Source organism: Sinorhizobium sp. (genome assembly GCF_059070375.1).
In genome coordinates this window covers 1-12,937 of record NZ_JCACWC010000005.1, presented here as the reverse complement: position 1 = coordinate 12,937, position 12,937 = coordinate 1, and the positions used below count along the sequence as shown (strand labels likewise).

General features: G+C 63.8%; 11 protein-coding genes. 3 read left to right on the top strand and 8 right to left on the bottom strand.

The features are described 5' to 3' along the window. Nucleotides 1–5: 5 nt before the first annotated feature. The 8 genes from AC5J09_RS28285 to AC5J09_RS28250 all read right to left on the bottom strand — a co-directional run bounded on the left by AC5J09_RS28285 (nt 6) and on the right by AC5J09_RS28250 (nt 9,130). Complete coding sequence (locus tag AC5J09_RS28285) at nt 6–1,070, bottom strand: ABC transporter ATP-binding protein (RefSeq protein ID WP_100672938.1); 1,065 nt, start codon at nt 1,068–1,070, stop codon at nt 6–8. A gap of 50 nt (nt 1,071–1,120) precedes the next feature. Then, nucleotides 1,121–1,846: an SDR family oxidoreductase gene (locus AC5J09_RS28280; RefSeq protein ID WP_018096783.1), complete on the bottom strand. Its 726-nt coding sequence runs from the start codon at nt 1,844–1,846 to the stop codon at nt 1,121–1,123. Between the two features lie 122 nt (nt 1,847–1,968). After that, entirely contained in the window at nt 1,969–3,465 is a 1,497-nt protein-coding gene (locus AC5J09_RS28275) for an ABC transporter substrate-binding protein (RefSeq protein ID WP_324762327.1), read from the bottom strand. Between the two features lie 68 nt (nt 3,466–3,533). Then, nucleotides 3,534–4,415, bottom strand: coding sequence for a carbohydrate ABC transporter permease (locus tag AC5J09_RS28270; protein WP_018096781.1), 882 nt, complete (start codon nt 4,413–4,415; stop codon nt 3,534–3,536). A gap of 1 nt (nt 4,416) precedes the next feature. Then, nucleotides 4,417–5,304 (bottom strand): carbohydrate ABC transporter permease, encoded by an 888-nt coding sequence (locus AC5J09_RS28265; RefSeq protein WP_275597356.1) that lies wholly within the window; start codon nt 5,302–5,304, stop codon nt 4,417–4,419. A gap of 121 nt (nt 5,305–5,425) precedes the next feature. Continuing rightward, nucleotides 5,426–6,961: a glycerol-3-phosphate dehydrogenase gene (gene glpD / locus AC5J09_RS28260; protein ID WP_494299150.1), complete on the bottom strand. Its 1,536-nt coding sequence runs from the start codon at nt 6,959–6,961 to the stop codon at nt 5,426–5,428. After that, nucleotides 6,958–7,770 (bottom strand): HAD-IIB family hydrolase, encoded by an 813-nt coding sequence (locus AC5J09_RS28255; protein WP_275597354.1) that lies wholly within the window; start codon nt 7,768–7,770, stop codon nt 6,958–6,960. The genes glpD and AC5J09_RS28255 overlap by 4 nt, the downstream gene beginning before the upstream one ends. Before the next feature lie 4 nt (nt 7,771–7,774). Continuing rightward, a complete protein-coding gene (locus AC5J09_RS28250; protein ID WP_324762329.1) occupies nt 7,775–9,130 on the bottom strand; it encodes a sn-glycerol-1-phosphate dehydrogenase in 1,356 nt (451 codons plus the stop codon). Between the two features lie 112 nt (nt 9,131–9,242). Here AC5J09_RS28250 and AC5J09_RS28245 point away from each other — a divergent pair, with 112 nt between their 5' ends. From AC5J09_RS28245 to AC5J09_RS28235, 3 genes are all read left to right on the top strand, one after another. Next, entirely contained in the window at nt 9,243–10,229 is a 987-nt protein-coding gene (locus tag AC5J09_RS28245; RefSeq protein ID WP_018096776.1) for a sugar-binding transcriptional regulator, read from the top strand. Between the two features lie 112 nt (nt 10,230–10,341). After that, a complete protein-coding gene (locus tag AC5J09_RS28240) occupies nt 10,342–11,847 on the top strand; it encodes a xylulokinase (protein ID WP_324762330.1) in 1,506 nt (501 codons plus the stop codon). Nucleotides 11,848–11,992: 145 nt separating this feature from the next. Continuing rightward, nucleotides 11,993–12,937, top strand: a 945-nt coding sequence (locus AC5J09_RS28235; protein ID WP_494299148.1) for an SPFH domain-containing protein, incomplete at its 3' end; no start/stop codon positions are given.

Here is a 12,937-nt window from a genome sequence, read left to right as displayed (position 1 = left end):
AGCGGTCAGATGCGGACCTCGGTCTCGGCATCGAACACGTGCACCTTGGAGGGTGGGATCGCAAAGCGAACCTCGGCGCCCTCCGAAAACCGCTCCGCCTTGTCGACGACCGCGACGAAGCTTCCCTCCGGGCCCTGGCAGAAAAGCTGCGCGTCATGGCCAAGCCGCTCGGTGAGGATCGCTTTGGCTGCAAGCGGACCTGCGGCATCGACCACCACGTCGGTCGGGCGCAGGCCGAGGACGACCTTCCTGCCCGGCTTCAAAGCCGGGGACGCCTCCACGGCCAGCCGCCCGGCCGCCGTATCGACGGCGGGAGCGCCATTGTCCGCCACCACGGTTCCGGGGAGGAAGTTGATGGACGAAGAGCCGATGAAGTCTGCAACATATTTGCTGGCGGGCCGGTCGTAGACATCGTCCGGCGAGCCGATCTGCTCGATCTTGCCCGCGCGCATGACGACGATCTTGTCGGCCATGGTCATGGCTTCGATCTGGTCATGGGTGACGTAGATAGTGGTGGTCTTCAGCCGGTTGTGCAGCTGGCGGATCTCCGTGCGCATATGAGCGCGCAGCTTGGCATCGAGATTCGACAGCGGCTCGTCGAACAGGAACACCTCCGCCTCGCGCACCATGGCGCGACCCATGGCGACGCGCTGGCGCTGGCCGCCGGAAAGCTCCTTAGGATAACGATCGAGATAGGGGGTGAGGTTGAGGGTTGCGGCCGCCCATTCCACCCGCTCCTTGATCTCCGCGGAAGGAACCTTCGCCACTTCCAGGCTGAAGGCGATGTTGTCGTAGACCTTCATCGTCGGATAGAGCGCGTAGTTCTGGAAGACCATGGCGATCGAACGGTCACGCGGATGCACGTCGTTCACACGCTTTCCGCCGATCATGAGATCGCCTTCGCTGACGGCCTCGAGGCCGGCCGTCATTCTGAGCAAGGTCGTCTTGCCGCAGCCCGACGGTCCGAGCAGGACCACGAATTCGTGGTCCTCGATTCGGAAGGAGATGTCGCGCATGATCGTGACGGCACCGAAGGACTTGCCGATATTCTGATATTCCACGGTCGCCATCGGTCGTTACTCCCTTGTTCGTTTCGGCCGGCCGTCGCGGCAGCTCTGTCTCAATACTTCTGCCGCGTCGGCGTGATGACGATTTCCTGGACGATCGCGCGTTGCGGCAGCCGATAGGCGTCGAGGATGAGGTCCGCGACGATTTCCGCTGAAATACCGCCGCCGATCGCCGCCTTGTTCGCCTTGTAATTGGCAAGAGTGGTCTCGTCCTTCACGTGGTCCAGCACCTCCGTTTCGATGATGCCGGGGGAGACGACGATGACGCGCACGTCGTGCGGCGCCAGATATTCGCGCAGACTTTCGGACACCGCGTGGACGAAGAACTTTGTGCCGCAATAGACCGTATGGTCCGGGTAGACCTTGCGTCCGGCGATCGAGCTCATCATCACCAGCGTTCCCTGCTTCCGCCCGATCATACCGGATAGCACCGCATGCACGCTGTTCATCACACCCTTGGTGTTGATGTCGATCATCTCGTCCCATTCTTCCGGTGCCTGACGGGCGATGTCGCCGAGCCGTGCGATGCCGGCATTGGCAAACATCATGTCGACCGGCCCGAACTTCGCCTCGGCTTCGCCGACCGCATCGGCAAGTGCGGCGCGATCGCGCACGTCCGCCTTCTTCAGAACGGCATTGGGCAAGTCCAGCGACTCGAGCCGGTCGAGCCTGCGGGCTATGAGCAGCAACGGATGGCCGGCCTTGGAGAAGGCGCGCGCAACGGCCTCTCCAATGCCGGAGCTGGCGCCAGTGATCGCTATCAGCGGTTTTTCGGGCATGGTGATCCCCTGTTTTTGCGTTTGTCCGACCGGAAGGGGCACCGCTAAGACGGCGCGCGCTTGCCGAGGCGCAATGTCGCCGCCGCATTTCGACATGCAGCGGCGCCCCATCCGGATGTGAGTCAGCCTTTCAGAACGGTTTCGACCTGCGAGGCGATGTCGTCCATCGCCTCCTTGGAGGAGCCGTAGCTGCCGGCGAAATACTTGCCGAGGCCGACGGGAATCGTATCGCTCGACAATTGCGCCCATTCCGGCAAGTCCGGTTCCGAGCCCATGTATTTGTCGATCGTCTCGCGGACGACCGACAAGTGACGGGTCGTGCCGGCGCCGACGCGGGCATTGGCCTTGACGCGCGGGTCGTCATAGACCGAGGCGCGGGTGGGGCCGGTGCCGCCGCCGAGCGTAGTGATGAGGGCCTGCGTGTCGGCGCAGGTGGCCCATTGCATGAAGATCCAAGCCGCATCCGGGCTTTTCGAATATCTGGACACCGCCAGCGACGAGCCGCCCTGGTGGCCGGTACCGGGGATTTCGCCGTAGCCGCATTCTTCGGGCTTCCTGAGCGCGGCCGGCTGCGGCGGGACGACCGCCTCGCAGAGGCCGGAAACTTTGGTCTGGCTGGCATCGTCGAAATAGGGAAAGAACTCGCCCCAGGAGAGCATGGAGGCGGCAACCCCCTGAGCGATCGCCTGGCCCTGGCCGTCCCAGGTCCACTGGTCGACACCCGGCGGCATGGTTTCCTTGAGCCTGGTGTAATAGTCGAGCGCGGCGATGCCCCGTTCGTCGTTGCCGACGAACTTCTTGTCGGCATTGAAGATCGAGCCGCCATTTCCCCAGAGCATGGAGGTCCACTCACACTCCAGCGCATAGTGGCCCGACTTCATCTGCCCTGCATAGCCGTAGAGGTTCGGCCCCATTTCCTTCGTGATGGCGGCGGAATTGTTCAGCAGGTCCTCGAACGTCGTCGGCGCCTTGAGACCGAGCTTTTCGTAGATGTCCTTTCGGTAGATCATGATGAAGATGGGAATGTCGTAGGGAACGCCAACCCAGCGATCCTCATACTTGGCGATGCCGTCGACGAGCGCCGGCATGAAATCGTCGATGTTGTAGTTCGGCATGGCGAGGTCTGGCTTGTCCTGAAGCTGCTCGCGCGGATCGAATACGTCCTGGCTGAAGGATGCCGACCAGCTCTGGTCGATGTAATAGAGATCGTAGGTTCCGAGCGAAGAGGCCACGTCGAGCGTCAGCTTCTGCAGAACCTGTTCGAGCGGCAGGACTTCGATCTCGACCCTGATACCGGTCGCTTCCTCGAAATATTTCTTCAGCTGCGAGTTGATGGCGTTCGACGGCGGAGTGGATTCCGTGGCAAGCTTCAACGTCGTTCCCGCAAAGGGCTTGGCGACGTCCTTGAGCCAGGAGATCACCTCGGCCGACGGCTGAAGCTGTTCCTGGGCGAGCGCCCTGCTTAGGCCGAAGGGGCGGTTGCCGAAACCCATTCCGAGCGCGGTTGCGCCGAGGCCGAGCGTGCCGGCGGCGCGCAGGAAGCTGCGGCGGTCGATCTGGCCGCGGACGAAGCGGTCGGTCACAGACGCGAGATAAAACTTTCTGTCTTTCTCTTTCATGTCTTCCTCCTCTATCGGCGCCGGAAATGGCCCCGATCTCTCCTGTTGTCGGCGCGAGCGCCGCATTCTCACTGCTTCAGCGAACCCATCGTCAGGCCACGGACGAGGTGGCGTTGAACGAGCAGGATCACGACGAAGGCGGGCACGATCGCCGCTGCCCCGAGGGCGGCCATGTTGCCCCAGGCCGTTCCGATCGATGTCACGAAGGTCGACGACACGACCGGCACGGTCTTCAGCCCGGTCTGCGTCAGGGTCAGGACGAAGAGAAACTCCGTCCACGAGAAGATGAAGCAAAGTACGGCGGTAGCGGCGATGCCGCCCTTGGCCATCGGCAGCACGATGCGTCGGAAGATCGTCCAGCGCGACGCGCCGTCGAGCAGCGCGCTCTCGTCGATCTCCGCCGGTATGTCGTCGAAGAAGCTCTTCAGAAGCAGTACCGCCAGCGGCAGGTTCATGAGACCGTGCACGAGGATGACACCCGTATAGGTATCGAGCAGGTTGAACTGCTTGAATATGAAGAACATCGGGATCGCCACCGCTACCGGCGGCATCATGCGGGTCGACAGCACCCAGTTGACGAATTCATGGCGGCCGCGGAAATGCATGCGCGACAGTGCATAGGAGGCAAGTGTCGCGACCACGATCGCCAGCACAGTCGAGCAGGATGCGACGACGATCGAATCCCAAAGGCGCGGCCCCATGTAGAAGTTGCCGCCACCCGGCGTTACGGCTTCCTGGCTGCCGAAGCCGAAACCCAGCGATATGCCGAAGACTTGCTCGAAATTCCTCACGGTCGGCTGGAAGCCGAAGAAAATCGGTGGCCAGTTGAAGATGTCCTTTGCGTCGCGGAAGGCGACCGATGTCCAGAAATAGATCGGGAAGAAGAAGGCTCCGACGACGAGCCAACCGGCAATGGTGCGCAGCGTGCGGGCGAAAGCGCTCTGATGCATGTTACCACCTCACCTTTGCAACGCGGATGAATGTGTTGGCAATGACCATGACGATGACCAGGCTCGTCAGACTCAGCGTGGCGCCGTAGCCCCACTTCAGGAACGAGAAGGTCTGCTGCCAGGCATAGAGGCTGACCGTATAGGTGGCGGTGCCTGGCCCGCCCGAGGTCATGACGAAGACGTAGTCGAACACGCGGAAGAGGTCGATGCCGCGCAGCAGCACCGCGACAGCGATGACGCGCGACATCATCGGCAGCGTCAGCCGGCGGAACATCTGCCAGGACGATGCGCCGTCGATCATCGCCGCCTCGTAAGGCTCCGCCGGCAGCGAGCGAAGCCCGGCCAGGAAGATCAGCACCATGAACGGCGTCCATTGCCAGACTTCCGCGATCAGAACCCCGATCAGCGCGAGCGAGGACGTGGCAAGCATCGGCGTCGCCTTGTCGAGCAGGCCGACGAGGCCCAGCAGATAGGAGAGCGCCCCGAACTGCGAATCCTCCATCAGGAGAAACATCATGCCGGCAATGGCGGGGGGGATGACCAGCGTCATAGAAAGCACCGCGCGCAGCATCCCGAAACCCGGCAGTTCGGCGTCGAGGAGAAGCGCGATCGCCATGCCGAGGACGATTTCGATCGTCAGGGCCACGGCGAAATAGAGGAACGTGACACCAAGTGCACCCCAGAAGCGACTGTCGTTCCAAAGTTGAATCCAGTTGTCGACGCCGACGAACTTGAGTCCTCGGCTCTTCGGCACGAATTCGTGGAAGCTCAGCCAGACATTGTAGATGAACGGATAGATAGTGAAGACGGCGAGCAGCGCGACAAGCGGCAGGAGCCACGGCCACGGCGAATCCGAGATCGCGATGCGTTTTACCTGTGCAATCGACATTGCCTTCTCCTCCCACGGACGCCAGTCGCGGCGGTAACCCGCCCTGGTCCGTCCCCTCCGACAATTCGACGGTGCGGAACACCGTCGTCCCCTCGTGCGCCCGCTTTCCCCGGAAGCGGTCCTAGCCTGCCGCGCGCGCCGCCTCGCCGCTGCGGCGCCGTTCCTGCATGTATCTGTCGAGCGCCTCTATCTCCTCGCTCGTCATCCGCAGTCCCGACTTCGTGCGCCGCCAGACTGCGTCGGCAGCCGTCAGTGCAAACTCGCGCTCCATCAGGAAGATGATTTCCGCCTCGGTCATGGAGCCGCCGAAGTCGCGGCCGAGATGGGCGCGCTCCCGTGCCTTGCCGAGAATGCCGCGTGCCTCCAGTCCGTAATGACGCACCAGTCGGCGCGCCTCCCGCCAGGTGAGATAGGGATGCTCTGAGAGAATGGATCTTGCGAGATCGTCGGCCGTTCCAACCGGAAAGGCGCCACCCGGAAGCGGCTGCGCCGCCGTCCAGCCCCGCTGCCTGTTCCACTCGGGAAAGACCGTCGCGAGCTGTTCCAGGACATCCTCGGCCAGGCAGCGATAGGTGGTGATCTTGCCGCCGAAGATGGAGAGTAACGGCGCCTGCGCTTCCGGCCGATCGAGCTCCAGCACGTAATCGCGCGTCGTCTCCTGCGCGTCGGCCGCGCCGTCATCGAACAGAGCGCGCACGCCGGAATAGGTCCAGACGACGTCGGCTGCGGAAAGATCGGCACGGAAATAGGACGATGCTGCGGTCAGCAGGTAATCTATCTCCTCCGCCGACGCGGTGACCTCTTCGGGAGCGTGCCTGTAATCCCGATCGGTCGTGCCGATGAGGGTGAAATCCTCCTCATAGGGAATAGCGAAGAAGATGCGGCCGTCCGGATTCTGAAAGATATAGCAACGGTCGTGCTCGTAGAGCTTCCTGACGACGATGTGACTGCCCTGAACCAGGCGTACGCGGCCCGCCGCACCGACGCCCGCGACCTCGGACACGATCCTGTCGGCCCAAGGGCCCGCGGCGTTGACGAGGGCGCGAGCCGTCGCTTCGCTCTTCAGGCCGGTCTCGGCATCTTCGAAAGTCAGCCTCCAGAGACCGCCTTCGCGGCGAGCGGCGACGCAGCGTGTACGCACCCTGATGTCGGCGCCTCTCATCGCCGCATCGCGCGCATTGAGTACGACGAGTTGGTTATCCTGCACCCAGCAGTCGGAATATTCGAACCCAACTGACGAGACGTCGCGCAGCGGCTCCCCTGCAGGGTGGTTCCTCAGCCGCACGGTCTGCGTTGCCGGCAAGAGCTTGCGCCCGCCCAGATGATCGTAGAGGAACAGGCCGAGCCGCAGCAGCCAGGCGGGACGCAATCCCTTGCGGTGCGGCAACACGAAACGCAGCGGCCAGATGATATGCGGCGCGATTCCCCAGAGCCGCTCGCGCTCTTCCAGAGCATGGCGGACCAGTCGAAACTCGTAGTGCTCCAGGTAGCGCAGGCCACCATGAATGAGTTTGGTGGAGGCCGAGGATGTGGCCGAACCGAGATCGGATTGTTCGGTGAGCAGGACCCTCAGACCGCGGCCAGCCGCATCGCGGGCGACGCCTGCTCCGTTGATGCCGCCGCCGATAATGGCAATGTCGAAGGCCGCTCCCTTCATGCCGCGTCCCTCCCCGACCGGGCGTCGAGGATGTGGTTCGCAACCTCGACGAAGCCGTGACCTCCCTCGCGGGCCGCCACATAGGCCGGCTCCGCCTCGATGCGACCTTTGAAGGAGAGCACGTTCGCAACGCCACAGGCATTGGGGAAGAAGCCGAACATAGGCGCATCGTTCGGGCTGTCGCCGACGAAAACGATCGTCTCGCGCTCGCTGTCGATGTCGACGCCCAGAATGTCGGCGGCGAAGCGACGCGTCGTGGTCAGCTTGTCATAGGCGCCATACCAGCCGTTGACATGGATGGAAGAGATCTTGGCGACGGCACCCTCCTCCTCGAAGATGCGCTTGATCCGGTCCACCTCCGATGCCGGGAGCGCCGGCACGTCCTCGCAAAAATCGATGGCGAGATCGGCCTCTCGGTAGAGCTGATCGGCAGAGACCGCTGCGCCGCGCACTTCCGCGAGGATACGGGCGCTCACCTGGCTGAGCTTCTCGCGGTCGGCGGCACGCTGGGCTTCGGCGATAGCGAAGCGGCGGTGCATGCGATGCTCCGTCTGGTCGTAGGCGAAATAGAAGGCGCCATTTTCGCCGACAACTCCCGCGACCGGCCACATGCGGGCGATCATGTCGCACCAGCCGGCCGGTCGCCCTGTAATCGGGGCAACGGCAACGCCCGCCTCGGCCAGGCGCTCGACGGCGTCGTAAGCGGCGGCCGGCAGCCGGCCTTCGTTGGTCAGTGTGTCGTCGATGTCGGCAAAGAGCACCTTGATCCGGGCGGCGACATCGATAGGCATCTCGGCAACCGCGCGCATCGCCTCACGCCTCCCCGGCGGCGAAATCATCGAGGATGCCCGCGTCGGCGGCGATATCGAGGAAGGTGTAACGGTTGCGCATCTCTCGGCAGTGCAGCACGGCCTCCCGGTAGGTATCGGCCGGCAGCCCGAGGTCGGCCGCCGTCATCGGGCCGCCGGCATCCCGTAGAAGTCTCTCCATCTCGGCCACCGGCAGAGCGAAAGCCTCCAGCTCCCGGCGCAGCGTCGGCCAGAGTTCGGAGAGCTTTTCGTTGATCTCGCCGGCGGAAGCTGCATCGAAAATCTTCGGCTGGATTTCGGCGTAGCACTGGGCGGCGATGTCGTCGCCCATACGCCGGGCCATCTCGGAAGGGTCGATCTTCGTGGGGCGGACGACCGGCGGCTTGTCGCTGTCGAGGAAGATGCGCTGCAGCCGCGCCATGGTCAGCGTTGCTACCCCCACCTGCTGGCCGTGCAGCGTGCCCGGATGATTTTCGCCGGCAAAGCAGTCGATATAGTGAGATATCTGATGCTCGCCCATCGAGCCGTGGTTCGACATTCCGGTGAAGGAGACCCCAAAGCCGCAAAGCGTCAGGACGCGATGAAGGTAGCCGTTGGCCTCGATGCGACCTTCGGCAATGCCCGCCGCACGCGCGTTCAACGCCCGCTCGTCGGCACCCTGGAGGATATAGGGTACGCTGGAATAGAGACTGCCCGTCAGCCGGTGGGACATCCACCAGTCGATTTGCGCGACAGAGCGCACGAGGCAATCGGCGAAACCGGCCGCCGAGAGATAGCGAGGCGCCGCGGCAGTGACCGCGAGATCGACGAAAAAGCCGGCCGGCGCATGCGAGGGAAGCGAGACCTTCAGGCCGTTTTCCAAGGTGATGGAGGCAGTCGTGGAAGTATAGCCGTTCATCGAGGCGGCCGTCGCGAACACGGCGTATCGGCGATTGGTGCGCCCGGTGACGAATTTGCAGAGGTCGTTGATCGTGCCGGAACCCACCGCGATTACGGCATCCGCCCCTGAAAGCCTTTCGGTCAACGCGCTCACGGCACCCATATCCGCATGCGGATGGTCAAGAATGACCGCATCGACCGGACCGAGGCTCTTCAGCGCGGATGCGACGCGCCCGCCCATCGCATCCCAGGTGGCTGCGTCGGATACCACCGCATAGCGTTCGCCCAAGCCGAGGCTGGCGACGAGATCGGCCTCGGCTCCGTCCAGCGATTCCGCAATGGCGATCTTCTCGTAGGGAACGCTAGCCGGCCTACCCGTTTCGGGGTTGATCCAATTCCCGGCAAGAATGTCGTCGATGAGGACCGCCCAGCCTCCTTCGGGCGCACATGCGGCGGTGTTCTGCTGGCTTGCCGTTTCCATACCTTCGTTCCGCGCTCTCAATCTCGTAGCATGTGACAACATGAATTGGCATATGTCAATACACATGCCAGAGATGATTGACAAATGCCACCAGGCTCTGCCAGATAGCGCCATGGCAAGGGAAAAGACTTCCGGCAGGACCGGCGAGGAAACCACGGCGGGGATACCCACCGAGTTCGATGATGCGGTGATGTGGGCCGCCTGGCTCTACTATGCCGACCAGATGACGCAGAGCGAGATCGCCAAGCAGCTCAACGTATCGCGAGCCACCATCGTCAATTACCTGCAGGAGGCACGCGAGCGCGGCATCGTCTCCGTGAACATCAACCCCAAGGCCGGCGGCCGCACCAGCGTCGCCCGCGCGCTGATGGAGAAGTTCGGCCTTCAAGGCGCCTTCGTCATCCCGAACGGTGACGAGGAGAGCCTGTCGCAGCGGCTCGGCGAAGCCGGCGCGCGCGTGTTGGCCGACCAGATCGAGGACGGCGATACGATCGGCGTCGCCTGGGGGCGCACCGTACTCGCCGTCGCAGACCGCATTTCCCTGACGCGCCCTGTCGGAAATCTTACCGTGGTGCAGGTCTCCGGCAGTTCGACCGGCGAGCCCAACTTCTCGCCCGAACTCTGCACCTCCCTGCTTTCGAACCGCATCCACGCCCGCTGCGTCAACCTTTTGGCGCCTGCCGTTCTGTCGACGCGCGAGCTGAAGGCGGCGTTGCTCAACGAGCCGGTGCTGAGGAAGCAGATGGATCTGGTGCATTCGACCAACCGCATTCTCTTCGGCGTCGGCGACATCGGCCCGAAGAGCACGGTGCGGGCCTCTGGCATCGCAAGCCGGGAGGAGATAGACGACTATGTCGCGCGCGGTGCCACGGCCGTGATTATCGGTCGCTTCATCGATGCGCATGGTGCCGCGATCGGCGGAGACCACGATGAAAGGATGGTCGGCATTTCGCTCGACGAGCTGAAGCAGGTGGCGAGCCGCATTTGCGTGGCCGGAGGCGCGGTCAAGATCGCCGCGATCACCGCCACGCTCGAAGCCGGCTACGCCACCCATTTCGTAACCGACATCGCCACGGGAGAGGCGTTGCTGGCGAAGTGATCAGGGCGACCCCGGTCGTCCGGTGCGGCTGATCTCGGCCGGGAGGAAGGGCCAATGCGTGTGGTGCGGTCTAAGGAGGACCGCATGGTGTTGAGCCGTGGAGGAGGTGCGCATGCAGCTGGACGAACGCTATGTCATCGGCTTGGATTCATCGACCCAGTCCGTCAAGGCCATCGCCTGGACAGCGGACGGCACACCCCGTGCCGAGGGCCGCGCGCCGCACCGCATCTCGACGCCGCATCCGCTCAAGGCGGAGCAAGATGCCGAGGACTGGTGGTCGGCCGCCTGCCAGGCGCTGTCATCACTCATGCGCCAGATCGATCCGGCCCGGGTCGACGGTATCGCGATTTCGAACCAGCGCGAAACGATGGTCCTGCTCGGCCGGGACCGAAAGCCGCTCAGCCCGGCAACCCTCTGGCTCGACCGCCGCGCGCAGGACGTGGTTCAGCTGCTCGCGGACGAATTCGGCGCCGAGCGGCTGCATGCGACCTCGGGCAAGCCGGTCGACACCATTCCCTGCGTGTATCGCCTTTTCTATTATCGGCAGTATGAGCCGGAAATGCTGGACCGCGCGGCGCAGATCCTGAGCGTACATGATTACCTGACTCAGAAGCTGACTGGCGAGGCCGCTGCAAGCTGGACCAGCGGCGATCCCTTCGGGCTCCTCGATATCGAGACGAAGCAATGGTCCCGCGCGATTCTCGACCACCTCGGCATTCCGCTCGCCAAGCTGCCGCCGCTTTACCGGCCCGGTACGCTGATCGGCGAGGTAACCGCGGATGCCGCGGCGGCGACGGGCCTCGCCGCGGGGGTGCCGGTCTATGCCGGCGGCGGCGACGGCCATTGCGCCGGCCTGGGAGTCAATGTGATCAAACCGGGCGTCGTCTATCTCAATCTCGGCACGGCCGTCGTCGGCGGTTGCTGGACCCCGACGCGCAAGCTCAGCCGGTACTGGCGCACCCTGGTTTCGCCGAGCGGCGAAGGCTATCTGCTCGAAAGCTGCCAGCGCGCAGGCGCCTATTTCGTCAACTGGCTGCTGGACACCTTCGCCGGAGGACGATCGGATCCCTCAATTTTTGAGAGGCTCGAAGCGGACGCGGCCAGCCTGAGTGTCGGCTCCGGTGGCGTCACCGTCTGCTCCTACCTCATGGGCTGCATGGACCCGCACTGGGACGCGGATGCCCGCGCAGCCTTCACCGGCATGGGTCCTGAGACGGGCATGGGCCATCTCTACCGTGCCTCGATGGAAGCCATTACCCTGGAATTCGTCCGGTCCCTGCGCGAGATGAGATCGATGGGCGTATTGGCCGACCGGATCTTCGTCATCGGCGGCGGCGCCGGCAGCCCGCTTTGGCGGCAGATGATCGCGGATGCCAGCGGACTGCCTGTCATTCGCAGCCTTTCCGACGAGGCCTCCGCACTCGGCGCCGGGATGTCCGCTGCCGTCGGCGCCGGCTGGTACGGGCATTTCAGCGAGGCCGCCGACGCCATGTCGCGCCTCGCCGAACAGGTCGAACCGCGCCCAGCCACCGCCGAAGCATGGGCGGCACTGTCCCGCCGGCAGGCAAACCTCTACCACGCGATCCGCCACCTCGACCATGCCGATAACGGCGCCTGACCCATTTTGTGTTGACGACAGTTGGTCGTGAGGCATCGCAGAAACGCGCGGACCTTTCCGACACGCTTGAATTATCCCTGCGAATCGCCACCTGATCACTCGGGCGCGACTCCAAACGCTGGAGTTGCAGAAGGAAGGGGCTGTCATGGGCGGTATGGATATCGCAGTCGTCGCATTCGTCGTTGTCGTGATCCTCGTGCTCTTTGCCGGGATCAAGACGGTGCCGCAGGGCTACCGCTATACGGTCGAGCGTTTCGGCCGTTACACGAGGACGATGGAACCGGGGCTTAATCTCATCGTCCCCTTCATCGATCGCATCGGTTCCAAGCTGAGCGTGATGGAGCAGGTGCTCGACGTTCCGACGCAGGAGGTCATCACCAAGGACAATGCGAGCGTGTCGGCGGATGCGGTCGCCTTCTATCAGGTCCTGAACGCCGCACAGGCGGCCTATCAGGTCGCCAATCTGGAAAACGCGCTCCTCAACCTGACGATGACCAACATCCGCTCCGTCATGGGCTCGATGGATCTGGACGAACTCCTGTCGAACCGCGACACGATCAACGATCGATTGCTCCACGTCGTGGACGAGGCCGCCAATCCCTGGGGCATCAAGATCACCCGCATCGAGATCAAGGACATCGCGCCGCCGAAAGACCTGGTCGACGCCATGGCCCGGCAGATGAAGGCGGAACGCGAGAAGCGCGCACAGGTGCTCGAAGCGGAGGGCTCCAGAAATGCGCAGATCCTGCGTGCCGAAGGCGCGAAGCAATCGGCGATCCTCCAGGCCGAAGGACAGCGCGAGGCCGCCTACCGCGAGGCGGAGGCGCGCGAGCGACTGGCCGAGGCGGAGGCCAAGGCGACCCGGATGGTCTCTGAGGCGATCGCAGCCGGCGACGTGCAGGCGATCAACTATTTCGTGGCGCAGAAATATACCGAGGCCCTTGCCGCGATCGGAACGGCGAGCAACCAGAAGATCGTCCTGATGCCGATGGAAGCCTCGTCGCTCATCGGCTCGCTCGGCGGCATAGGCGCGATCGCGAAGGAGGTCTTCGGTGAAGGCACCGCGTCCTCCCCGCGCCAGCGCCAGTCC